This is a genomic window from Bdellovibrio sp. BIS2, from assembly GCF_055398295.1.
Map to the genome: position 1 here is coordinate 2,389,882 of NZ_AP035879.1, position 23,028 is coordinate 2,412,909.

The following is a 23,028-nucleotide window of genomic DNA, read 5'->3' on the forward strand; positions in this document are numbered from 1 at the left end:
AAACCTCGCTCTGTTTGAAAAAACTTCCTTTGAAAACCTGTGTAAAAACAGGCTTTTTAGAGCAAGTGCTCCAGCAGCCATTGCGGGTCGTCAATCGGCACATCATGCCCTGCCCAAGGGTGCATTTCAGCGCGGACTCCCCACTTTTCGGCAATCTTCAAAGTGCAGGTTGGTGAAACCAGACGATCCCCGTGACTTCCCAACAGGCGAATATCACCGGGTGCAGAATCCGGAAAGCGATAGCGAGAGGCTGCGTACATCTGACGAATCACGTTCAGCGGGTTCATGGGATACTGTCTGGTATAAGCCATCATTGCGCCCATTTCCTCTTCGCGACGTTCGTGGCTGTTGGTGATCATGCCCAGAATGGTTTTTTCCCAGACGGTCTCATCCTTTTCCCGGCCAATCAGTTTCAGACCTTTGGGAATGTTCCCGGCAATAAAACGACGATAGAACGGAGAAAAACCGCCAGAGCTTGTGCACACCAAAGTGGCTTTGCGGATTTCATGAGGATATTCCTTCATCCACTCCACGGTGATCATCGCGCCCAAAGAAACCGACAGCACCTGAAACGGTTCACCTTTTTGCACGTACGAGCAGCGCGCCCGCAGATCTTTCACATACTCAGAAATCTTCACCGGACTGGTGTCCTGATGACGGGATCCGTTCCCCGGCAAATCCAAAAATTCGAATTTATCATTCGGAAAATGCTGCTGAATTTTTTCCGCGAACGAGCCCCAGTGCCCCACCCCGCGCGCCAGTCCGCGCAGCAATAACCAGTTTCTAGATGTTGCCATACCAAAGCTCCCTGGCCCGGGTGTCAAGCTGCCGGACCTGTTCCTGATTCTGCGTGATCCAAGCCTGCGGTGAATTCACCGCCCGGATTAAAAATTCCATCAGCGTGTTATGACGGCGCAGAGTGCGTTTATGACGATGGCCTTTCAGCGGATTGAACGGACCTTCCGCGCTGAAAATCTGCCACGGGTTTTTCTTCACCCACAACCACGAACCCATCTCCAGACACAGCGGCACATAGATGCCGTTGTCGGGATTGGCGCGGTGATTATCATACAGATAATCCCACAGGTCCCCGTGCGTGGTGTAATTCTGAGCCTGCGGCTCAAAGCGATAAAAGTGATGCGGATACGTGCGATCCAGAAGTTCTTTCAGCGCGTAGCACAGATGCAGTTCCGGATACGGCTTCACGGTCTTGGCATACGGGAACCACAGACGATCCTGCAGACCAAACCCCGAATGCAGATCCAGAGTCATGGCAAGTTTACTTTGTGAAATTTCCTTCTGCACACTGTCCACCAACGCCTGGGCTTCCAGTTGCATGGGTGCGCCCACTTCACCCCGGTACCACGGAAGTTTTTTGCTATAGCGGTGACCACCCAGTAAAAACTGTGGATTGTCAGCATCGATGGGGGCATTTCTCATCAAATCGACACCTTGAGGATTGCAGCGGGTCTTGCGGTAAATACCAACCGGATTCACGGTCGGGATGAAAAAGATGCGGACTTTTTCAAGAGTCTGCTGAATGCTTTCATCCCACTGGGACAGCTCAGCCAATGAACTCATCAAGGCCACACAAACCTGCGCACCGATGCGTTCAAGTCCGTGCACCCCACCCACAAAACCCAGCACCGGGGCCTGAGGGTCCTGACTGCCGAAAGAGACTTTGTAAATTGGAAAGCGCAGGTCTTCAGATTGACTATGGGTCAAAATCTCCGCCCGGGCGGTGGAGCCCAGTTGCGCGATCTTTTTCTCGATTTGCTGGATCTCAGGCAATGTTGTCATTTCTTTCCCCAGAGCCCCCTATTGTTCGCGATAATTCCACCGTGTCCAACGCTTAACGCTCGCGGCCATTAAAGGATTGCACCACTCTGACAAGAGGGGTAGTCTCGTCAGTGCTGAATCAATACTTAGGAGATCGCCATGATGAATCTGGACACTCTGTTGCAAAAGATGTGGGTGGATTACTGCCAACTGAATCCTGCAGCTAAACGCATTTATGACATTTTCACCGCCGAAGGTGAAACGGTGCTGAATGACCATATCGCTCTTCGCACCTTCAACCACCCGCGCCTGGGGATCGAATCCCTGGCCAAACACTTCAAAAAACTGGGTTACGTTGAAAAAGGCGAATACACGTTCGTGGAAAAAAAGCTATACGCCAAACACTACGAACACCCGAACATGGACAATCCAAAAATCTTCATCAGCGAACTCGAGCTTGAAAAGGTCTCCCCGTTCATTCGCGAAACCGTCAACCAACTGGTGGCGCAGGTTCCGGATTCTGTGATTGAAAGCGAAACCTTCGCTATGGCGGGACGCCCTTGGAAAGTAAACTGGGAAACTTACGCAAAACTGGCGGAAGAATCCGAATACGCTTCCTGGGTGGCGGCTTATGGCTTCCGTCCGAACCACTTCACCGTGAATGTGAACAAACTGAACAAGTTCAACGATCTTCCGACTTTGAACAAATTCGTTCAGGAAAAAGGCTATACACTGAACAAATCCGGCGGCGAAATCAAAGGGACCAAGGCGGACTATCTGGAGCAAAGCTCCACGATGGCTTCTGAAATCCCGGTGAAATTCGACGACGGCAGCACCCACAACATTCCAGGCTGCTACTATGAGTTCGCCAAACGCTATGCGCTGGATAACGGCCAACTGTATCAGGGCTTTGTCGCGAAATCCGCCGACAAGATCTTTGAAAGCACGAACAAACAGAAATAGTTCAAATGAAAAAGGGCCAGGTGACTGGCCCTTTTTTTATGCGATTTTTTTGATCAGATAATTCAGTGTGTCCTGATCCTGCTTCTGGTCCTTCCAGTGCTCGTGCGCCTTCAGGAAGATCTGCACCAATTGCGGATCGAACTGCGTGCCCGAACAACGCTTCAGTTCTTCGTACACCACTTCCATCGGCAGACCCTTGCGGTAAGCGCGGGTTTCGGACATGGCATCACAGGTGTCAACCACCAGGATAATACGCGCGATCAAGGGAATCTCGTCGCCGTTCTTTTTGTCCGGATAACCACGCCCATCCACACGTTCGTGATGTCCGCGAATACCCGGCAGAATTTCGGCAAAGAAGTCATGGGTTGCCAACGGTTTTATGATCTCTTCACTCAGCACCGGATGACACTTCATCAGTTCATATTCCTGATCGGTCAGTTTACCCGGCTTGGCGATGATCTCTTGAGGCACACCAATTTTACCAATATCATGGAATAAGCCGGCAAATTCAGCCAGCTTCTGCTGATACTCATTCAGACCGGCATCGCGCGCAAGCTTGCGGGACATTTCCCCGACACGGCAGCAATGGGCATACGTCAAAGGGTCCACGACCTTCAATGACTGCATCAGCGCCTGGGCGGCATCGTAAGCCCAAGTTGGAATGTTTCCCCAGGAAGAAGACATGGCACTCCCTTTGTTCCCCTGTTTACCATCTTTTGTTCGGCTAAACGCGCCATTTACTTAAACTCGAGAAAGTTTTACGTCTCGTCTTGAGACAACTTCTCGTTGACAGCTCTGCCCGCGGTTGGAAGACTTTGGTCTTGATATCCATCTTGTATGACTTGAAGAGGTGTTATGAAAAAGTGCTTTCTTTTGATCCTGTTGCTGGCTTTCTCAAGCTCCGCCTTTGCTCAAAAAATCAAGGTCCGCAAAGTCAAAGGCAGCCAGGCCATTATTGACTTCTCCGGCGGCAGCCTGGCCCCTGGACAAGTCTATGAACTGGCACCGGACGAATTCGGCGATACCACCATGAGCCAGTCCATGCGCCGCTACCTGATTGCCGTTTCTTTCGACCTGACCAACACAAAGTCTGATGCCGCAGGCGCAGAGAACGAAACAGATATTGCGATCTCGGGCCGTTTTGGCTGGAACTACGCAAGCTACGAGTTCGGTCCTTTGGCATCTTATGCTGCAGACGCCACCGGAAGCCTGACCAGCACCCTTTTCAAATTCGGCGGCTGGGCGGATTACAACATGATCGCTAACACCCCGGGCGAGATCTTCATCTATGGCTTGGGCGGTCTGTTTGATATCGGCCAACTGGATAACGGTGCCGGCTCCAAACGTGACATCATGGAATTCTTCGTGGGCCCGTTCGTGAAGTGGTTCCCCACAGGCAGCAACGTCGGTTTCCGTCTTGATGGTGGATACGTCTATCAAAAACAATCCGGCGGGGTTGCCTCTGACAACGTGGTGTCCGGCATTGCCATGCAAGCCGGCCTGATGGGTTATTTCTAATCAAATCTTGCGCACACCCTGGGCGACCAAAAAGCCCAGGATCTTGCCTTCACGGTGCAACGCCGAACCCACTTTCGGGTGTATCAAAAACCGGCGTTTTTCAGCAGAATTGTTTTCCCACACTTCATGCTCGGCAATATCAAAATTCAAAGTGCCGGGAATGCGCCCCTGCAGTGTCTGCAGGCACATTGAAAAAAGCTTTTCCGTCACCTGAGGGTCTCGACCAAAGAGCTTCCACCACTCAACGGAATAAAGCTCTTCCACAGAATAGCTGCTGAGTTCAAAAAAGCGCAGATTGCGAAAGATCTGAAACCCCTCATCGGTGTAAATCTCAACACAATCCTCAGGTTTCACTGTCAGGAAAAAGTCCGAGGCGACCGAAAGCCCCCAGCGCTCCAGGGCGCGGCGACAAAAACGCTCCGAGTCCCTGAGCGAGGTGTGTTCAGTCATGGCGCTTTCACAGATATCAACGTAGTCCCGCAGGGTCTTATAGGCGCGCTCTTGCTGACTTGGCGCCAGGGAATTGAAGAACTGCAGGGAGCTGTCACGGTAAGGGGGGATACTGACACCTTCGTGACTCAACACCTGGCTTAACTTTTCACAAAGCACTTTAAAATCCGCGAAGCCCATAAATCCTCTAACAACGTAAAGACAGGATAGTGGTTGTTTCACCATCAGAATACAACCGGGCGCCCCCAGAGGGTTCACCCGAACGGGTTATCGCTGACAAAAAATGTCTGCATGGACAATCCATTGAACTTAAAAAGCAACACAGTCTCATTAAGGCAGGCATCTGAATTGCTGGCTCTTGGTGGCGAACCTTTGCCAATTTTTAACTGGAAATCGAAACCAATCCGCGGTTCAACAAAGCGGAATTAAGCCAGGAGCACGCAAAATGAAAAAACTGATGATGCTGTCTTTGTCCATGCTGATCACCCTGCCCGCTTTCGCCAAAGGGATTTCCTCGTCGGAGGCCAACAACAAGGCACTGGAAGTGCTTATCAGCAGCGCAGGTTCCATCAAACTTGAAGGTGATGTGCGTGACAGTGAAACCTTGTCGGGAATTCTTTCCCGCTCTCTGATTTCTGCGGGCAAAGGTGGCGCCATCATCAAGAACGACTGCGTCTTTATCAGCCGCGATGGCATCTATGAATGCCATCTGGACATTCAACACCAGATCGACGGTGTCAGTGTGGGTGAAACGGTGATCGCGTACGAAACATTTGCCGACATCAATGATGTTCCTGAAAAAATGCTGATTCAAAGAGTCTACGTTTCCCGCGGCCACTAAAAGGCGATTTTAAATTATGATAATCAGAGGGGTCCTTAACAAGGGACCCCTTCTTTTTTGACCCGCCTTGACTTCCCTGGTTCCCGACCCACCTTTGAACTTCGGAGGTTCAGATGGAGTCCCCTTCCCCCCATAGTTTTTTGGTCGTTCGCCGAACGTGGCTCAGCCGTCGTCCTCACTTCCGTGCAAGCCTTATAGCCGCTTGGAGCGTGTTCGCCCTGATTGCCATGTCCGTCGTCTACTGGCGCAACTGGGGCGGCATTGGCGCCCTTTTACCGGCCTCGGGCGAGGCCGTCTTTAAAAATCACGAATATTGGCGCTTGTGGACGGCCCTGTTTGCCCACACAGACCTGGGACATCTGGCCTCGAATTCTTTGGGTATCTTTGTTCTGGGCTATTTCTTAAGCGGCTATTTCAGTCTGTGGTTTTTCCCAGTGGCCGCGTTGCTGGTCGGGGGCCTAACCAATTATCTGACACTTTTAAGCTATGACCCGGCCGTAAAACTGGTCGGAATCAGCGGTGTAGTTTACTGGATGGGGGCTGCGTGGTTGATTCTGTATCTGCTTTTGGATCAGCAGCGCACCAAGACCCAGCGCATGCTGCGCGCTTTCGGCGTGGCCCTGGGAGTGTTCTTCCCGGCCTCCGCCTTTGACCCTTCGATCAGTTATCTGGCCCATTGGTACGGATTTCTGCTGGGACTGCCCAGCGGGGCTGTTTATTATTTTGTTAACCGGAAGACTTTCCTGAAGGCTCTTATTATTGAGCAGGTTGTTGAGGACTCCCCCTCCGAAGACAACCTGAAAGAACCAAGGAATGTCCCCCCCGAGATTCTTTAGTTCACAAAAAAAGAAAGAGGCTCCTTTTGGGAGCCTCTTCTTTTACAACAACATTTAAATTTCGAAGACAATTACCAGTTGAAGCTGGATTCGTCGTAGCCCCAGTTAGCAAGAGCTTTTTTGTACATGCCCTTCATGAACTTCTGAGCCTGGTGAGGTTTCAAACCCAACGCCGCAGCAGATCTGTTAGTCAGGTCCTGCATGCCGGATTTATCACCGAAGGAAAGATCTTTAGCAGCAGCCAAAGCGTCAGAGAACTGAACACCGAAGACAGCTTTGAAAGTCTTGTCCATGTCTTTTTCAGAAGTAGTACCGCGTTCAGCAGCAGCAACTGCCCAAGAATTCAACGCAGAAGCAACCGCAACCGCTTTGTCTTGTTTGAAGCCGTATTCTTTCATTAGACGATCAGAAGCCATTTTAACAAGCTCTTTATTTGCGTCAGAGTTCAAAGCAGCAAAGTTTGTGTCTGAAGCAGAAGAAGAAGTCTTGTCATTGATAGCCTGACCATAGTTGGATTCACCGGAGTTCGCATTGTAAAGAACGCCGTTTTTACCCAACCAGTAAGTACCGTTGGTGATATCTTCCCAGTAGAAACCAGTTGTACCCACACCGATCGTAGTGCCACCAACATAACCAGCAAATTCGCTTACGTTAGCATAGTACTGGAACACGCCCAGATCGTTGTAAACTGCCGCTTTACCGGAAGAATCAAACTTAACATACCAAAGGTCGTCAGAACCGTAGCCGCCTCTGTTGTAATCAGGATCGTCTGTTACTTTGATACGCTCGCCAGTGGATTTCAGGAAAGTACAGCCTGGAGAAGCTTCCTGAGTTTGGCACACGTCACCGTAGACTGTTTCGTATGGGTAGTAGATAACTGGTGCAGAGCCGCCGCCGCCACCACCGCCTCCGCCGCCGCAGGCAGCAAAGCTCGTCGCAACTACAGACGCAAGAACTACGCGCAAAACATTTTTCATGATGGTTCCCCCTTATAGGTTTGTTAAAAATCGAACTCTTATATTCGTTTTTGTTTAGTAAGTTAAATTAACTCTCAGCAATTTATCGCCGCAGTAGTAATCGAACGAGTGGGCTCCTTTAACTCCGTCAAAGACCGGTGTATCCATGGGACGACAGCCTGTCGAAGACTTGAATCTCAAGCGCGCTGGTGACACCAGTTCGATCGCAGATCCATCCCTTGCAAAAACCGGTACCAACATTTTGACACCACGGCTGAGTTCCGAACTTTCCGTGGTAAATAGCGCTGGAATCTTCGTTGATGCGTCGCGCGCATCCTTTAAAGTCAGCGGGAAGTACAAATTCGTCATCAACATGTCCGGGAAGAACGTGTAACGCTCAAAACTTTTGCTTACTACACGGGTCGTCACAAGGTCGTGATACTGGATTTCGGAGTTCGTTAGAACAAAAGCTCCTTTACGCTGCAGCCCCGCAAATACGGCACGCACCCATAAGGCGGAGTCAAATTGGGACCGTTCCGCACCCAGTTGCTGGTCTAACAGCTCCCAGTTCTTATTATCAAAGACCGACAAACGCTGCTGCCGGTTCAAACCTTCACCGAACCAGAAGCTGCCCGCAAATTCATCCTTGCCGTAATCCAGGGCATGAACCTTGTCGACACGGGTGTCGAGGATGTTGCGGTAAGTGGTCTGATGGGCAAACAGATCCAGCTCCATGAAGTTTTCAATACGGCCTTCCACCACCTCGGCGATGGCGAAATTATATAGATAACTTGGCTTGGCTTCGGTTCCCTGATTTTTCGCCAGCAAAACCGGCACACGCCCCGCCACCATCTGTTCACGGCGTGGCTCGATCACATCGATGATCTTGTAACCCTGATGTTCTTCCAGGGCTTTCAATTCATTCTTTTCGTTCAGGAAATAGAAACGAGTCTGAGGCTTTTCATAGTTGTCCGGATTTTCCCAGCGCTCTTTCAGACCGCGTTTTTTTGCCGGATCTTTACCACCACCCACCCAGGCCGGGCGTTTGGTGCCACCGATTTTTTGCCAGTACATCTGATAAGGGGCCGGAGCCACCTCACCGGAATACTTGAACGTCTCCAGAAGCTTCATGGCCTTATCAAAGATATAGAACGTCATTGGCGACGCTTCTGGCTCATCCAGCTCGGATTTGTCTTCCAGAATGCCCATCACGTATTCGCTCTGACCATCGCCGTTCAGATCCAAACGAGTCAGCACCTGTTCACGCAGATTGTCGGCTTCACCTTCAGGGCGGATTTTTGTGCCACCCACCGCAGTGTAAGCGCCATTGCCGTTATCTGCCACCAGCCACAACTGCCAGGTGTTGTTTTGCTGGCTCAGAGCCAGGTAATCACGCTGTTCAGGGTGGTTGTCCAGATTTTCATCCAGAGGCAGGAAGGACACGCGGGCTCTTGGCATGCCGGTGATATTAAATGTCTTTACATCACTGGATGCCATTTCCGGCGTCACACTGACCACGACTTCACTTTCAAAGACATAGCGGCGGGCTTCGGCATCACCAACGCGCACATCCACCGTCAAATCCAGCTCACTTGGGATGCGGGACTGGGAAGGATCCTGGGAATCCACCAAACTCATCATCACCACGTATTTGCGCACTTCATTCTGCTTCCACACGCCTGGGTACGGAGCCGCTTCTTTGATCGCGGTGATCCACGGGCGGACTGCATCCGCATGAGGCTTGATGAACTGGGCGTTCATCTTCACTTTGCCGATATCAACGGCCTGCCACTTGTTCACAAAAGAAATCTCAAAACTCAGGTCCTTGCTTTTGCGGTCCCAGTTGATTTCAACTTTTTCTTTGTCAGCAGGAACGATCAAGGGCTGCGCGGAAACTTTCAAGGACTGTTCAACGTCCATGTTACCGGCCACAGAATATTTTTTGTAAATTTCCCTTTCCGGGCTCAGGACTTGTCCTTGTTCATGAGAGCCGCCGGAAACCAAAGACAGATTTGATTTCAAAGGTCGGGCACCCAGTACAAGTCTTGCGTAAATTTCATCCGCCGGAACACCACGAGCCATCAGCTCGGCCACAGCCGCAGCAACATAAGGCGACGCCTGGGATGTTCCAGAAAGGTATTCATAACCCAAAGTTGAACGGAAACGCACGGGACGTTTGCTTTCAGGATAAGTGCTCAAGATGTTCACACCCGGAGCCACGATATCCACACCACTGCCAAAGTTAGAGAAATGCGAGAACGCGCCATCCGGACCGGCCGCTCCCACGCAAATCACATTTGGATAAGCACACGGACGAAGAAGCGCACGAGTCGAATCATTGCCGGCAGCAGCCACGATGATCACACCCCGGGCTTGAGCTTCCGCAATCACTTTGCGCATGAAATCAGAATCTTTCGCCTGAGGCCACCCCATAGAGAAGTTGATCACCTTGGCGCCCGAGCGCATCGCATAGATCACACCACGACCCACCATGTCCCCCAGACTGCGGGTGACGTTTTCACGGCCTGTTTCTTGTGGGGAATCATAGATCGACAAAGGTTTCATCGGCTCAGAAGGCTGAACACCGATCACCTGCACTGGCAGGATCTCGACGTTTTCACTGAGTCCACGCACACCGATATTGTTGTCGACTTCCGCCGCGATAATACCGGCCACGTGAGTCCCGTGTCCCTGATCATCGCCAAAGTCCGGACGGCCCATGATGCCGGCGGCATTCACGCCCCCCAGCAAGCTCCAGCCCTGACAATCCAGTGGGTATCCGTTTTTATCCTGATCCACTTCCGGATTGTTCAAATCCATCCATTTCTTTTCACAGGTTTTGCGGTCGCTGTCCGCAACGCAGGCTTCAAACTTCGCCAAAGCCCGGCACTCAGATTCATTGCGACGGATCACACCCTTCAGATCCGGGTGATTTTTGGCGATACCGGTATCCAAGACCGCCACGATGATTTTATTTTTCGCTTTTACCGGGGAAGGCAAACGCACGTCTTCCTGCGCACGAGCAGGAATTTTATAGGTGTGCAAAGGATCCAAGTCGATCATTTGCGGCACGCCCTGGTTGTTCAGACCCCATTGCTTGTCAGCAAAAGGATCGGCGGCCACAGCGTGACTTGCCAGGAAGCTCATTGAGATAACGGAAAGAATCAAGGATCTCATCGGAAGCTCCCCAGGGATTTATCCAGTTCGATTGGAGAAATACGGGTTTTCGTCGCAAACATCTGAATCAGACCGTTGGCGTATTCGATGTTCTGCTTCGGATCACCCAAAGTGTTGGAGAAGTATTCAATATCCCCGTCCTCATCACCGGCACGGAAGCCGTTGATACGCACGAAGTAGATATAGTTGTCCTTACCCAGGAACTTCAAAAGCTGAGGCAATGGAATCGCCTCTTCCAGAGTGTAAAGGACATTTGTCATCCACTGCGTCTGGGATTTTTTGTCTTTCGGGTAGCTGGCAGAAAGCTTCAACAGTCTTTCCATCCACGGCAACATACAATCAAAGTAAGTTCCGTTGACCCAAGAACCCTGATAGTTCATCGTTTTTTCTTTTTTATGGGCATCCTGCTCTTCCTGACAAGCCGTGATGAATTCGGACTTACCGCGTTTGAAGTCCCCGTTACCCAATACGGTCACCATATCGTTGAACATCTCCTGATCGTGAGGACGGGCTTTGCGGCCCATTTTCTCGCTCAGTTTCTGGAACAGACGACCAATGAACTTGGCTTTAGGAACGGACTTCCCGTCCTGATCCGGCTGCAGGATCAGGTCTTTGACCTTGTCCAAACCACCCGGCAGGATGGAAAGGTTCGCCGTGATACGATAGAAATCCACCGCAGTCACATTCGAGAACGCTTCCTTTTCAATCAGGCGGTAAGATCCCACCGGAGAGTTTTTCAACTCGCCCTGAACCTCGTCGATCAGTTTCAGGAATTTTTTGCGGTTTAAGTGCCAGCCGCCCCACACGCGCTGAACAACACCCACGGATGGATACTGTTTCGCATTGGTGGTCAGATCCGCTTCGGTGGTCACGGTTCTCCAGTACGCTTTACCGTACGGAGTGTTGGCCGGATTTGGATCATCAGAACGAGCCAAATCCACGCGGCCTTTAGGCCACCACTTATTCATCAAACCTTCAACCCAGTCGAAGGCAAAGCCCAGCAAATCACGACCGATCAGTTCGCCGCGCTTGTTAGAGAACAGCGTCACTTCTTCGTCTTTAGGATCCAGATCCGGAGCTTCCGCACTGCGCGGGTAACGGATTTTCAAAGTGTGATCTTCGTTGAAGGAGTTCACACGCATTGCGAAGAACTTGTTACGGATCTCGCGGGTTTTCAGATTGTGGTCGATCTCAAACTTGCGGTGATTGAAGTTTGCGTACAACAATTCCGGGTCATTGCTCTTAAACAACGCGCGCAATGCCGGTTTCAGGTCATTGCGGGTTTTGATGAAGTCCTTCACGAACTTTGCTTCCTGGTTTTCAGAATCAATGTATTCCGCGTACTCAGGATTGTAATCAATCACGAAGGCATCCGTGCTCAGTTCCGCCCACGTGGTGTTGGCGCGAACACGCATCACGTTGATGAAGTAGTTGATATCCAGGGTCATACCCATGGCTTTGCTGTTCTGGGAACGAACGTAAACCTGGACACCCTCTTTGGTGCGCATGAAGCTGGTTTGTCTTAGGATCGCACGATTGCCATCCACACCCACAGCCACGGTGTTCAGGAAATTCAATGGGGAAATACCCATCAAAACATCCAAAGACGACGAAGCTTGAGCGTAAGCAGACAGCGCGATGGAATCAGTTACAGTGAAAACTTCACCTTCACGCAGTTCGCTTAAGAATGCATCCAGCGGTTGGCGGGCTGGTTTGCCTTCTTCCTGGGACTTGATAGGGTCCTTTTCATCCAGCACCGCCGAAAGCTTGCTCATGAAACGTGGAATCAGCAGATCTTTCCAGGACACTTTCGTGCCTTCCTGGATGGAGTTCAAAGGGCGTACGTGAGTATAGTCACGCATTACCATGATGTTCGCACCCGCCATTGGCGTGATCTTAGGAACACCGTCCAGAGTCATGAAATAACCCAGACGACCCGCCACGGACACGTTATCCACCAATTGAATTGGTGCGGAACTGCCGAAGTAAGTACCCGTCGTCACGTGACGAGTTGCTCCCAGATTGAAACCACCCACCGGACCGCCCCACGCTTCCACTTTCTGGTAAAGTGGTTCGTACGGACGCTCACGGATGTGCTCCAAAACACGCTGAGTGATTTCATCACGACGGTTTTGGAACAGGTCTGAGGTGGAAAGCAGATCCAGTTTTTCGTTGATGTGATTCATCACAGTGCCAATCACGGCGGATTTAGCACGGATACCCATGTAACGTTCAAGGTCCCCGTCCTGGAACGGAGACTGACGGTCCCCGTGGGCAAAACGCTGCGGATAGCCCGGAACAAATTCCTGAGTGACTTTACCGTCTTTCACCAGTCCGGAACGAGACGTGATGTTCAGATCCGGCAATGGCAATGCGGAAGAGTTCTTCACATTGAAAAGCTCCAGCGCATTGTGGGCACGGTGCAGAAGTTTAGCCAGGATCAGGTCTTCAAGCTCTTGCGGGTAAGCACCAGCACGCACGATTTCCACGAAATCGCTGTAACGAAGCTCCGCCATACGACGAACCAACCAACGCACGTCCTCAAAGCTTGCCGCCGAGAAGGATTCTGCGGACGGATGATTGATCACTACGTGACCGGAAAGTACCGCACCGAACTTGGCGCTGAATCTGTTCACGGACTCGGGCAAATCAACCAAGGCAAATGGCAGGATCAGAGCGCGGTAAGCTCTGTAACGGGAGTAGCGCTGCACGGCTGGCAGCTGATTAGGATTGTTTGGATCTGGAGCATAACCCCACTGGATGTCGAAGTATTCGGCAACAGCCGGCTCCAGAACCGCGTCCGAGAACACCACCGAGTGATTTGTTTTGTTGTCTTCTGTCACCCAGCCACGGCTTTCAAAGTCAGAAATCATGGATTCCTGGGCGTTCTTCAGGAAGGATTCTTTTTCTGCTTCCGTTTTAAAGAATACACGCAGGTTGCGGTAATACTTTGGTGACGGAACATAGTAGCCCAGTTTTCTCAACAGCGCTGCACGCATCAGCGTGGTGTGAGTCAAACGGGACAGACTGAGGCGATAGAACAAATTAGGATTTTCCAGCGACTGAACGCGGGACATGTATGTGAACGGCAATGCGGCTTCTTCGGAAAGAAACTGAACCCCGCGCTGAGCCACCGGATAGCTGCCAGGAATGTCTTCCACACCTGAATAGACACGGTTTTGCCACATCTTGTTTTCAAGAGGATTCAACAGACTGAGATCAGTCCCCTGATTGGCAAGGGCTGCGGCCTGACCGACATCCAAAGCTGTTCCGGAGCTGTTGACCAGATCCATCGCCGGCTTTTTTACAGAGTTCAATGGCAGGGAAACACTCTCGGCACTTGCGATGGAGAGCGCCATCAAACACAGGGCGCAGACTATAACTATTCTGAGAGACATAGCTTTTCCTTATCAAAAGGTGACAAAGTGGTGTCAAAAGGGCCTTAAACAGACCCCGTTCCCGGAACAGCAAGGAACGGGCCACAAATTGTCAGTCATTTAGAAATAAATTCCCGTTTAACTGCTTCAGAAACGACATGACCGCCTTGCACGGCGGTCATGTGTAGCTTTTACAAGCTCTGCTTAAGTTATCGGCACTTCACGCGATAGTAGGCCAACATCGCGTCTTCAAGCATTTCACGCTCGTCTTCATCCACCACATACACGCCCAACGAGCGGCTGGTGTTTTCAAGCACGAAGCGATTGACGATGTCTGGTGCATAGAAGGCGCTGTTCTTCACAGAATAATAAAGCAACTGGTCCTTCGATGGCTGATTAGAATCATAAACAGTGAAAGTAATCATGTCGCCAGTGGCCTTGTAAGACTTCACCATCACGATGTGCTGAGCCGTTCTGCCCGCACGCAAATTCACCAAAGTCAGGCGCTTGGTGTCAGCATTACGGCGCATGGTCGCCACGGTTTCCTGATTTTTGCTGGCGCTGCGATCTCCAGAACCCGCACCCATGCCAATATTGGCAGCACGGAAGAAGTGACGGGCCTGATTTTCTTCAATCTCGGCACGGAAATGTCGGTGAACGTTTTTGCCGTCCACGTTTTCAACGTAACCTTCCAGCAAGCGCATCCACAGACTGTTGGTATGCCACTGGTCTTCAGCCAGAGAATTGGTAGGAACCGGGAAAACGCTGTTGGCTTTCAAAGAACGCGTGATGATACGTTCTGAACTGGATCTGAGTGCGTAGTTATCATTGTTATGATTGTCATTAACCAGCTCTAGAGTTCCACCGCGAATTTGATTCAACAACCCTGGGGATATCTGATCCATGCGCAAGCTGGTGGGTTCGTTATAACGGGCCATATAAGAGATCATGCGCTGAGTGCTGCTAAGGGCCCAGCACCCTGCAATCGTCGCCACTCCACTTCTGAAAGGCCAGTTCGTGATCGGCATGTTGCGGGATTCATGAAAAGCATCGGCTTTGATACGATAGTAAATGCCTTCGATACTGAGCTTGTTACAGGTCAGATCCTGCACCAAAGAATCCGTGACTCTTTTGTTGGAGATAAACTCAGAGGCAGAAGTGCTTCTCTTCTTACCCCAGGCATAAGCGCGATCTGCCGTTGCGGCCATGGCCGTGGCAAAGGCACATAAAAAGAGCACAGCGGTCTTTACTAGCTTCAACATACAACGTCCTTTCATTTTCAACGTCGGATGCTAAAGCAATTCACAATCCATAGTGGTTCCATGTTTAAATCCTGTTCAGGTGTCAAAGACCTGAACAGGTGACCAAAATGGTAGTTAGAGATTGGAGAATTGGACATTGGATTCGGGGAATTAGAATTCGCGGTGGAAGCTGAGGCCTGTGAACCCAGCCCCGACGAGCGGAACTATATTATAGTCGCTTTTTCCGGTGTTCAGGGCGCTGGCGCGGCCCCAGTAAATGCCCAGGGCGGCGCCGGCCACCACATCACTTGTCCAATGGATGTTTTCACTGACTCTGGAGGCCGCCACGAAAGTTGCCAGGGCAAAGGCCGGAATGCCGACCTTGTAACCGTAGGCGTATGCCAGTGAGGTTGCCGTGGCATAGGACGAGGATGCGTGCCCCGAGGGGAAAGACAGATAGTCCCGTCCGCTGGGGCGTCCACGGCCTATAAGAGAGGCCATGGTGATATGGCTGGCGGCGGTGAGAGCCAAGGCCTTGCTGTGAGCCAGACCGTTTTGTGGATCCAGCCACAGTTGTGTCAGCGCGATAGCTATGCCCGGCCCTCCACTGCCCAGATAAGCGCCGATATCGGCGGTGTCTTTATCCATGATCAGCTTGTCGGGACTAAGATTGTTTTTATAAACGGTCTGATCGTACTGCCGTGCCGTCACTGTGGCGCCAGCGCCCACCAACAGAATCAACTGCCCCCCGCTGTCGAAGGAATTGGTGATAGTGGGTTTTAATTCCTGATGCCACAGCCAGGAAAAAGTTTTTTCTTCCGCCTGAGCCGCCGCAGTAAAGAGCAACAGAAACGCGACAACGAGGTTTTTCATGACCGACCTCTTTGCCATTTCATCGTGATCTGCTGTGCTATCAGCGCGATGACAGCCCCCAGAAGGCCGCCCAGAATCGCCCCGGCCGCCACATCTGCCGGAAAGTGCACTCCGCAATAGACACGGGAATAGGCGGTTAGAAATGCCAGCACCAACAGTGGGATTCGCGCCTTTGGATAAAACACACCAATAAAAGCAGCCAGCGCAAAGGCGTCCACGGCATGACTGGAAGGGAAAGAAAATCCGCCCTGCTCCGGCCCGCGCAAGATCACCAGATCGGCAAAATCCGAACGAAACGGCCGGGCTCGTTCAATCACGGGTTTGATCAGATCCCCTGACAGGAAGTCAGCAAAACTTGCGACCCCCACGGCGGACACCAGAACAAGCACACCCTTCATTCGGGTCTTGATAAACAACCACAGCAAAATCGTTGGCAGCACCATGAACAAAAACCATGGGGACTTTTGAAAGTCCGTCCACCACGGAAAGAAGGCATCAAACAGCGGGTTGGCGGTGGTGCTGTTGATGAATAAGAAAATCCGCTGATCAAGTTGTTCCCACATCGCAGAACTCCTTAAAAGGCCAGGATGCCGAAGGTGACGGCGATACTGTAAATGCGCGCATTATTCGTGACCTGATTGCGGGAAAGCACCAAGGGCACTTCACCATCCATCATCACGTCCTCTTCACTTTCCAGTGTCTGGGCAGTGGCCGCGATTTCGGTGAACCATACTTGTCCTTTGGAATTCTTTTTCAGAATGCCCCAGCCCAAACCCACTACCGGGCCGTCAAAATGAATGCGACTGGTGCTGGGATCTGAAACCCCTTTTGGAGTTTCACCATTCAGAAATAAAACCGTCGGCGCACGCCCCACAAAGAGCCTGGCGTAAGGTGTCCCTTCCATTTCGGGATAAAGCTTTGGCAACTGAGTGCGAATTCCCATGGTCAGCAATGTGTCCCATAAAAGGAAGCTGTCCTCCATGCGGTTGAACTTCACACTGGCGCTCCACTCGACCGCCCACTCGGGATGAAAGACATAAAGCAGGTCCGTCTTCAGATTGACGCCAATGCCCCCGTCCGAATGATCATCATCGGATGTGTACAAGGACGAGTTGAAACCTCCTCCGGCCAGCAGATGAAGGCCATCGCTCCAGCGGTCCGTTTCAAAATCAGTTGCCAAAGCCGAAACAGAAAGCAGCATCGTGAGCAGAAATACAGACACGGATTTTTTCATATCAATACCTCCAGGACAGATTCAGTCCCAAAGAGTCCGTGCCCACATTAGGCATCGCTGCCAGTTCCTGTGGATAGTTCGACAACAAAGCGAATGGATTCAGAGCATAACCCAAAGCCCGCATCCACGCGGAGTCCTGCCCACGCAGATGATGACTTACGCGTTCAAAGCCCATCCCCACCAAAGTTCCAAAGACCGGTGTCTGATAAATATCCTGAAAGCTCGGAGGTTCGGTGTAGGTTTCAACCGCAAATTCAAAAGCCAGTGACGACAGGAATGTCCAGGCGAAGGCTTCGGTTTCGGTGTAGCCACGATAGCGATAGAAAAGATAGTAGTATTGCCCGGCCAGGGCATGTTTGAAGATGTTGTAGTCAAAGCTGTCTTTATCAAATTCAGGTTTGAACGGATAGCTGGTGAAGTTGTCCCAAGAGCCATGGTCCGCGATGGTTTTTTCCTGCGTGACCAGATACACGCTCCACTGCGCCACATACACGGCACCAAAATTCAGCGCATAATCACCGGCCGTGCGTGGAGGTGTTGATGTTGTTTCTGCCGTGAATCCTTGCGCGGCAATCAGAAGGGTTAAAAGAACAGTGACGAGGGCTTTCATGGGAAACTCCGCATATCGCGAAACACCCGGTGAGTTGGACTCCGAAGTATCTATCTGTAATTGTTGATTAAATATCAACAAAAGCTCACTTATGTATGTACGCGATTACTTACTTATATGAAAAACAAATTAACGGAATAAGCATAAGTAATCAAGCAATTACTTAAAAAATGAGTATTGGGGGACGAAGCTTCGCGTGAGCAGAATAAAAAAAGGAAGGCTTTGGGGGCCTTCCTTTTTTGTTTTGATTTTACAATTCAACAGCTTAGAAGTTGATTCCGAGACCTACGGTTCCATAGAACGTGTTCAGCTCGGCTTTCTGATTTACAGACTCATCAGTGAATCCATATCGTTTCATACCGAAACCTGCCTCCCCGAAGTATCTCTCGGACCACAAAACTTTACCGTGGAAGTTCAGAGACATCGGCGCATTCAGTTTCACATTCGAGTCCATGGAGCTTGCGTAGTAGATAAATTCCATGTCCACCCATTTTGGATAACGCATGAACGGAAGAAGGTTGAAGAAGTCATCAAACACCTTCGGCATGGAGCGCGCCCAGAAGGCCCCTACCCCCAACATCGGCGCCTTCAATTGATCGAAGGTCACATTCTGATAGGACACCATCGCACCAACAGATTCATCGCGACCCCACAGGCCGGGTGTTGCACGGTATTTCAAATCCACAGTCATCACACTCAGCGGGGCTGTGTTGCCGGCAGCATCGACTTTCAACTGATTGAAGGACTGGAAGTACTTTGCACTGAAGCCCCAGCGCTGACGGGACAACCAATAGTTGGTCCAACCGAACAGATCCTCGAACCACTGATTGTAAGCCACTTCACCCATAAAGATGAATTCGCCGGAAGCCTGCACCGCCGTGAAACGACCGGAAAGCTCGCGCGGATAACCTTTATAGATTTCATAGTAAGATTTGTAAGTCTTGCCGTCGATGTCGACATTCAAGTACGAGCGATTGATCTGACCACGTTCGGTGGCTTTGAATTCCCACACGAAAGAAGCCGGATCCTGCGGATTTTCCTTCACGGAATTCTGCTCGGAAGACACCTGAGCCACCGGCTGTTTGCGGCCTTCCAGCTTGATGCCGTCAATGTATGTTCCCGTTGGAGTCCTTTTGCTCAAATAAACTCGGGACTGGGTGCGCGGAATTTCAGACAGTTCAAATTTCTGTTTGAAGATACCCCCGCCCTGCCCCGGAAGGTAAATTTTTGGATCGTCTTTCTTGATCGCCGCTGCCCAGAACTTGCGTGGGTCGCCGATGGTGGATTCAAAACCCAGCATCTTGGTCAAAGAACTGTACTGATCCGGATTCAAAATCACAGAGCGGCCCACCGGGCGCGTGTCATAACCGACGATTCTCAAAACACCCGGTTTTTTGGTGTCGGCGATATCCATCAGCTCCAGTTTGTTGGGTAAAGTCACAAATTCATAAGACTCCCCGGTTCCCAATTCTGCAAAGAAAGAACTTGGCATGTCCGCTGCCACGGGTACGGAATTTTTCAATGGCGCTTCTTCGTTATTCACCAGCACTCGCGGAGTCACCGCATCTGCGCGCACCTTACCCATCACAACAGTTTTGCCGCTGGATTTGGAACCATAACGCTGAGAACACATTTTCGTGGAATTGCGGCCGTCAGTCTGAGTCACACAGAAACGGAAGGATTCTTTCTGACCCCAGAATGGAGCTTTCGCGGACTCAACGTCCTGAATCGCAAACTGGGAGCCGAAGATACCGGCGCGAACCACATCTTTTGACGGAACGCCTTTAGCAACAAGTTCTTTTCTCCACGTATCCAGTTGTTTTTGCCATTTGGTGCGATCGGCTTCCGTGAAAGAATAGCTCCAAAGAACTGTTCCTGTGCGAGAGATCATTTCGATCGTTCCGTGACTCATCAGCTTTTCCGGCCACGCCATCACCAACGCCACTTTACCAGCTTCACCGCTGCCCAGGATCTGATTGATCTGCGAGTGAGTTTTACCCAGTGGCAAAAGAGCGAAGAAGAAATTCTTTTCGTTCAGTTGCACGTTCCCGATTTTCAGGTTTTTGCCACCAGCCGCGCTCAGGTCGTATTCCATCTCCAACGGAGGCAGGATCACACCGTTATCCAACTGGTCAAAATAGAGGGGCTTATTGAAATCACGAGTCGCCGCGGTTTTTAGCAAGGAGCGTTGAGGCGCCGGAATCTCTTCCGTGGACTCAGCGGCTTCCGCTGGAGCCGAAGTTGGCGCCGCTGCGGGTGTTCCCTCTGGTGTTTGAGCGTGTGCAAAGGACGCAAAAGACAATAATACGGACAATACAAGATGCTGCGCACTATTCACGATATATACCTCACTGCTGTGCTTCAATTTTATTGAATGCGAGGTTTTGTAACAAGCTAAAATATTGGACTGTCTGGGTTTTTCGGTTTATGAAGACGGGACCGATTATGAAGGAGCCTTATGTCTGCCGCTCGTACTATCTATCACATGAGAGTTGAAGAAATCATCGACCACACCCCAACGGTGCGTGAATTGGTCCTGAAGACGGAAACTCCGAATGAATTCAGCTTCAAAGCAGGCCAATTCGTCATGCTTCACGTGCCTCAGGGCGAGGCAAAACCAGCATTGCGTGCTTACTCTATCGCCTCTGATGACCGCACCAAAAATGGATTCCGACTGCTTTTCAAGTTCGTGGAAAATGGCTTAGCCTCGACCTTCGTGTGGCAACTTAAGGGCGGCGAACTTCTGAACTTCACCGGCCCGTTCGGAAAAGTCTTCTTCCAAGAGCCTCCAACAGAGCAAATCGTCTTCCTGAATACGGGAACAGGTCTGTCCCAACACTTGTGCTATCTGCTTTCCAAAAAAGAGCAGTATCCAAATCTTCGTTATCGCATGCTGTTCGGCGTGCGCACCGAAAAGGACATGTACTATCAAAAAGAAATCGAAGAGCTGCAAAAAGCCCTGCCTGACTTTAAGTTTGAATTTGTTCTAAGCCGTCCTCAAGACGACTGGAAGGGCAAAAAAGGCTACGTACAAAACTTCATCTCTGAATTTGATTACAAAAACATCCCGACGACGTTCTACCTTTGCGGTAACGGCGGCATGATCAAAGACGTAAAACACCAGCTTCTGGAAGTTGACGGCTTTGATAAAACAAAAATCTGGGCCGAGGCGTTTGACTAAGAATCGCGCGGCCCTGGAGCTGATCTTCGCCGGAGTCCTCTGGGGCTTCGGCTTTGTGGCCACTGTCTGGGCTCTGGAGGCCTTCACTCCGGTAGAGACCCTGTTCTTCCGCTTTGTCATCGCCTCTGTCATGGGCGAGATTTTGTACCTGATCATCAAAGGACCCAATTTCACCAGTCTGCGCGAAGAAATTTTCCGCGCCCTGCCCGCCGGGCTTCTTCTGGGCGGCATGCTGCTTTTGCAAACCATCGGTTTGAAATACACCACCGCCACCAAGAGCGGATTTCTGACCAGTCTTTATGTGATTTTAGTGCCGCTGTTCAATGCGTGGTTCTTTAAATCTGCCGGTAACTGGAAAAACTATGCCCTGACCGCGTTGGCGCTGCTGGGAACTTTCATTCTGGTCGATGCCAATCTATCCGGCATCAACTCGGGTGATCTGTGGACCTTGGGCTGTTCGGTGTTTGCAGCTTTTCATATTATTTATATCGGAAAGATTTCAAACAAAGTGGGCAATGCGTTTCGCTTTAACAATTTCCAATCCGCCTGGTGCCTGCTGGCGCTGACGCCTCTGTTGCTGACTCAGGAACGCACCGCCTGGAATGTGACGGACTATAAACCGATTCTGGGAATCCTATGCCTGGGACTGGGTTCCAGCATCATTGCGTTTTATCTGCAAATCCGCACTCAAAAGGTGCTTTCGGATTCCACAGCCAGCATGCTGTTTTTGCTCGAGTCCCCGTTCGCCGCGCTGTTTGGATTCCTGATTCTTAGTGAACGGCTGAGCTGGTTCCAGATTTCCGGGGCCGTGATAATCATGGTTGCCTCGGTGCTGCAGATTCTGACTGATACCGCGAGCAAAACTGAAAACATCAAGACATAAAAAAAGCCTGCTTATTTGAAGCAGGCTTTTTTGTTTTTAGTGAGAAGCTTGTATATCGCCCTTTTTCAAAGACCAGATGAAAGAGGTCAGGATGATGATCCCCCCGCTCAATCCGGTGAACCACTCAGGGATGTGCAGGAACGGATCTGCCAGCATGATCATTGCCAAAAGACCGATGGCATAGAAAGCCCCGTGCTCCAGGAACGCAAACTTCGTCAGCGCCTCTTTTTCCACGAACATAATCGTCAAGCTACGTACGAAGAATGCACCGATGCTCAGACCGATCATGATAATGAACAGGTTGTGCGTGATTGCAAACGCCCCGACCACACCGTCAAAGCTGAAGGACGCATCCAGAACTTCCAGGTACAGGAACATACCGGCGCTGGCTTTGTGCACGTCGTGCATTTGATCATCAGACGCTTCCAACCAGGAACCGATACCATCCACGATCACATAAGTGATCAAGCCCGCCATACCGGCCATCAGGAACGGCAATTGCTCCTGGCTTTTCAGGAAGTGGGTGATCAGAATCAAAATAATCAAGGTCAAGCACACTTCGATGGCTTCAACTTTGCTGCCGATATAACGGGTTGGCTTTTCGATGAACGGGATCCAGTGCAGATCCTTGCTGCCGTCATAGAAGTACTTCAACGCCACCATCAACAGGAAGCTTCCGCCGAAGGCGGCCACCTGCAAGTGTGCATCCAGCATCATCTTGGCGTAATCATCCGGCTTCGTCGCCGCGATCACCAGGGCTTCCCAAGGATTTACGTCTGCCATGAAGGTCACAATCAACAACGGGAAGATCAAACGCATACCAAAGACGGCGATGATCATACCCCAGGTCAGGAAGCGATGGCGCCAGACCGGAGTCATTTCTTTCAGAACAACCGCATTCACGATCGCATTATCGAAAGACAAAGAGATTTCAAGAATGGCCAGAATCGTGGCAATAAAAAGAGCCTGAAAGCCCGCCGCCACGGTGCCGCCGTAGTAGTGCCCCACAAAGTAGGACGCTACCAATCCGAAGAAAGTAAAAACAAAGGAACCAGTAAAGTATTTCATTTCCACAGATTTGACTGATTCCCCAGCAAGAATCAAGGACC

The 23,028-nt window shown here is 50.8% G+C and carries 20 protein-coding genes; 6 read left to right on the plus strand and 14 right to left on the minus strand.

Translation table 11 applies throughout. The features are described 5' to 3' along the window. Nucleotides 1–56: 56 nt before the first annotated feature. Together ACZ520_RS11510 and ACZ520_RS11515 are read right to left on the minus strand one after the other, a co-directional pair. Nucleotides 57–797 (minus strand): alpha/beta fold hydrolase, encoded by a 741-nt coding sequence (locus ACZ520_RS11510; protein ID WP_464125623.1) that lies wholly within the window; start codon nucleotides 795–797, stop codon nucleotides 57–59. Beyond that, the gene (locus tag ACZ520_RS11515) at nucleotides 784–1,800 is read right to left on the minus strand and encodes a M14 family zinc carboxypeptidase (RefSeq protein ID WP_464125625.1); all 1,017 of its coding nucleotides are present in this window, start codon (nucleotides 1,798–1,800) and stop codon (nucleotides 784–786) included. Before ACZ520_RS11515 ends, ACZ520_RS11510 begins: the two co-directional genes overlap by 14 nt. 138 nt (nucleotides 1,801–1,938) lie before the next feature. Between ACZ520_RS11515 and ACZ520_RS11520 the strand changes: the two genes are divergently transcribed. Next, on the plus strand, nucleotides 1,939–2,742 hold the full coding sequence (locus ACZ520_RS11520) for a DUF1338 domain-containing protein (protein ID WP_088564902.1): 804 nt from the start codon (nucleotides 1,939–1,941) through the stop codon (nucleotides 2,740–2,742). Nucleotides 2,743–2,778: 36 nt separating this feature from the next. On the opposite strand, the gene ACZ520_RS11525 is transcribed toward ACZ520_RS11520, so the two are convergent. Next, nucleotides 2,779–3,426 carry an HD-GYP domain-containing protein gene (locus ACZ520_RS11525; RefSeq protein WP_015091488.1) on the minus strand — a complete coding sequence of 216 codons (648 nt, stop codon included), beginning with the start codon at nucleotides 3,424–3,426 and terminating at the stop codon, nucleotides 2,779–2,781. 171 nt (nucleotides 3,427–3,597) lie between these two features. On the opposite strand from ACZ520_RS11525, the gene ACZ520_RS11530 reads away from it, so the two are divergent. After that, nucleotides 3,598–4,260: a hypothetical protein gene (locus tag ACZ520_RS11530; RefSeq protein WP_088564901.1), complete on the plus strand. Its 663-nt coding sequence runs from the start codon at nucleotides 3,598–3,600 to the stop codon at nucleotides 4,258–4,260. On the opposite strand, the gene ACZ520_RS11535 is transcribed toward ACZ520_RS11530, so the two are convergent. Beyond that, nucleotides 4,261–4,890: a hypothetical protein gene (locus tag ACZ520_RS11535; protein WP_416480418.1), complete on the minus strand. Its 630-nt coding sequence runs from the start codon at nucleotides 4,888–4,890 to the stop codon at nucleotides 4,261–4,263. It lies immediately after the preceding gene. Nucleotides 4,891–5,155: 265 nt separating this feature from the next. Between ACZ520_RS11535 and ACZ520_RS11540 the strand changes: the two genes are divergently transcribed. After that, on the plus strand, nucleotides 5,156–5,551 hold the full coding sequence (locus ACZ520_RS11540) for a hypothetical protein (protein ID WP_464125628.1): 396 nt from the start codon (nucleotides 5,156–5,158) through the stop codon (nucleotides 5,549–5,551). A gap of 113 nt (nucleotides 5,552–5,664) precedes the next feature. Then, entirely contained in the window at nucleotides 5,665–6,387 is a 723-nt protein-coding gene (locus tag ACZ520_RS11545; protein ID WP_464125630.1) for a rhomboid family intramembrane serine protease, read from the plus strand. A 71-nt stretch (nucleotides 6,388–6,458) separates the two neighbouring features. Here the strand turns inward: ACZ520_RS11545 and ACZ520_RS11550 are convergent, their stop codons facing one another. The 9 genes from ACZ520_RS11550 to ACZ520_RS11590 all read right to left on the minus strand — a co-directional run bounded on the left by ACZ520_RS11550 (nucleotide 6,459) and on the right by ACZ520_RS11590 (nucleotide 20,169). Then, complete coding sequence (locus ACZ520_RS11550; protein ID WP_088564899.1) at nucleotides 6,459–7,364, minus strand: hypothetical protein; 906 nt, start codon at nucleotides 7,362–7,364, stop codon at nucleotides 6,459–6,461. 54 nt (nucleotides 7,365–7,418) lie between these two features. Next, a complete protein-coding gene (locus ACZ520_RS11555) occupies nucleotides 7,419–10,520 on the minus strand; it encodes a S8 family serine peptidase (RefSeq protein WP_464125632.1) in 3,102 nt (1,033 codons plus the stop codon). Then, nucleotides 10,517–13,918 carry a hypothetical protein gene (locus tag ACZ520_RS11560; protein WP_464125634.1) on the minus strand — a complete coding sequence of 1,134 codons (3,402 nt, stop codon included), beginning with the start codon at nucleotides 13,916–13,918 and terminating at the stop codon, nucleotides 10,517–10,519. Before ACZ520_RS11560 ends, ACZ520_RS11555 begins: the two co-directional genes overlap by 4 nt. Before the next feature lie 188 nt (nucleotides 13,919–14,106). Continuing rightward, nucleotides 14,107–15,159, minus strand: coding sequence for a hypothetical protein (locus tag ACZ520_RS11565; protein WP_374030560.1), 1,053 nt, complete (start codon nucleotides 15,157–15,159; stop codon nucleotides 14,107–14,109). A 150-nt stretch (nucleotides 15,160–15,309) separates the two neighbouring features. Then, entirely contained in the window at nucleotides 15,310–16,011 is a 702-nt protein-coding gene (locus ACZ520_RS11570) for a phosphatase PAP2 family protein (protein WP_464125636.1), read from the minus strand. Then, nucleotides 16,008–16,574, minus strand: a complete 567-nt coding sequence (locus ACZ520_RS11575; RefSeq protein ID WP_464125638.1) for a phosphatase PAP2 family protein — start codon at nucleotides 16,572–16,574, stop codon at nucleotides 16,008–16,010. Before ACZ520_RS11575 ends, ACZ520_RS11570 begins: the two co-directional genes overlap by 4 nt. Nucleotides 16,575–16,585: 11 nt before the next feature. Then, entirely contained in the window at nucleotides 16,586–17,245 is a 660-nt protein-coding gene (locus ACZ520_RS11580) for a hypothetical protein (RefSeq protein WP_416480411.1), read from the minus strand. Between the two features lies 1 nt (nucleotide 17,246). Beyond that, nucleotides 17,247–17,855: a DUF3943 domain-containing protein gene (locus tag ACZ520_RS11585; RefSeq protein ID WP_088564892.1), complete on the minus strand. Its 609-nt coding sequence runs from the start codon at nucleotides 17,853–17,855 to the stop codon at nucleotides 17,247–17,249. A 265-nt stretch (nucleotides 17,856–18,120) separates the two neighbouring features. Next, entirely contained in the window at nucleotides 18,121–20,169 is a 2,049-nt protein-coding gene (locus tag ACZ520_RS11590) for a hypothetical protein (RefSeq protein ID WP_232469244.1), read from the minus strand. Nucleotides 20,170–20,313: 144 nt separating this feature from the next. Here ACZ520_RS11590 and ACZ520_RS11595 point away from each other — a divergent pair, with 144 nt between their 5' ends. Further along, a complete protein-coding gene (locus ACZ520_RS11595; RefSeq protein WP_088564890.1) occupies nucleotides 20,314–21,036 on the plus strand; it encodes an FAD-binding oxidoreductase in 723 nt (240 codons plus the stop codon). Next, nucleotides 21,029–21,919 (plus strand): DMT family transporter, encoded by an 891-nt coding sequence (locus ACZ520_RS11600; RefSeq protein ID WP_374030565.1) that lies wholly within the window; start codon nucleotides 21,029–21,031, stop codon nucleotides 21,917–21,919. The genes ACZ520_RS11595 and ACZ520_RS11600 overlap by 8 nt, the downstream gene beginning before the upstream one ends. A 36-nt stretch (nucleotides 21,920–21,955) precedes the next feature. Here the strand turns inward: ACZ520_RS11600 and ACZ520_RS11605 are convergent, their stop codons facing one another. Beyond that, a complete protein-coding gene (locus tag ACZ520_RS11605; protein ID WP_232469241.1) occupies nucleotides 21,956–22,987 on the minus strand; it encodes a DUF475 domain-containing protein in 1,032 nt (343 codons plus the stop codon). Nucleotides 22,988–23,028 lie beyond the last annotated feature (41 nt).

What these genes read in the sequence shown, in the direction of transcription:
- ACZ520_RS11510 (WP_464125623.1), bottom strand. Translation starts at nt 797, where the DNA reads ATGGCAACATCTAGAAACTGGTTATTGCTGCGCGGACTGGCGCGCGGG.
- ACZ520_RS11515 (WP_464125625.1), bottom strand. Translation starts at nt 1,800, where the DNA reads ATGACAACATTGCCTGAGATCCAGCAAATCGAGAAAAAGATCGCGCAA.
- ACZ520_RS11520 (WP_088564902.1), top strand. Translation starts at nt 1,939, where the DNA reads ATGATGAATCTGGACACTCTGTTGCAAAAGATGTGGGTGGATTACTGC.
- ACZ520_RS11525 (WP_015091488.1), bottom strand. Translation starts at nt 3,426, where the DNA reads ATGTCTTCTTCCTGGGGAAACATTCCAACTTGGGCTTACGATGCCGCC.
- ACZ520_RS11530 (WP_088564901.1), top strand. Translation starts at nt 3,598, where the DNA reads ATGAAAAAGTGCTTTCTTTTGATCCTGTTGCTGGCTTTCTCAAGCTCC.
- ACZ520_RS11535 (WP_416480418.1), bottom strand. Translation starts at nt 4,890, where the DNA reads ATGGGCTTCGCGGATTTTAAAGTGCTTTGTGAAAAGTTAAGCCAGGTG.
- ACZ520_RS11540 (WP_464125628.1), top strand. Translation starts at nt 5,156, where the DNA reads ATGAAAAAACTGATGATGCTGTCTTTGTCCATGCTGATCACCCTGCCC.
- ACZ520_RS11545 (WP_464125630.1), top strand. Translation starts at nt 5,665, where the DNA reads ATGGAGTCCCCTTCCCCCCATAGTTTTTTGGTCGTTCGCCGAACGTGG.
- ACZ520_RS11550 (WP_088564899.1), bottom strand. Translation starts at nt 7,364, where the DNA reads ATGAAAAATGTTTTGCGCGTAGTTCTTGCGTCTGTAGTTGCGACGAGC.
- ACZ520_RS11555 (WP_464125632.1), bottom strand. Translation starts at nt 10,520, where the DNA reads ATGAGATCCTTGATTCTTTCCGTTATCTCAATGAGCTTCCTGGCAAGT.
- ACZ520_RS11560 (WP_464125634.1), bottom strand. Translation starts at nt 13,918, where the DNA reads ATGTCTCTCAGAATAGTTATAGTCTGCGCCCTGTGTTTGATGGCGCTC.
- ACZ520_RS11565 (WP_374030560.1), bottom strand. Translation starts at nt 15,159, where the DNA reads ATGTTGAAGCTAGTAAAGACCGCTGTGCTCTTTTTATGTGCCTTTGCC.
- ACZ520_RS11570 (WP_464125636.1), bottom strand. Translation starts at nt 16,011, where the DNA reads ATGAAAAACCTCGTTGTCGCGTTTCTGTTGCTCTTTACTGCGGCGGCT.
- ACZ520_RS11575 (WP_464125638.1), bottom strand. Translation starts at nt 16,574, where the DNA reads ATGTGGGAACAACTTGATCAGCGGATTTTCTTATTCATCAACAGCACC.
- ACZ520_RS11580 (WP_416480411.1), bottom strand. Translation starts at nt 17,245, where the DNA reads ATGAAAAAATCCGTGTCTGTATTTCTGCTCACGATGCTGCTTTCTGTT.
- ACZ520_RS11585 (WP_088564892.1), bottom strand. Translation starts at nt 17,855, where the DNA reads ATGAAAGCCCTCGTCACTGTTCTTTTAACCCTTCTGATTGCCGCGCAA.
- ACZ520_RS11595 (WP_088564890.1), top strand. Translation starts at nt 20,314, where the DNA reads ATGTCTGCCGCTCGTACTATCTATCACATGAGAGTTGAAGAAATCATC.
- ACZ520_RS11605 (WP_232469241.1), bottom strand. Translation starts at nt 22,987, where the DNA reads ATGAAATACTTTACTGGTTCCTTTGTTTTTACTTTCTTCGGATTGGTA.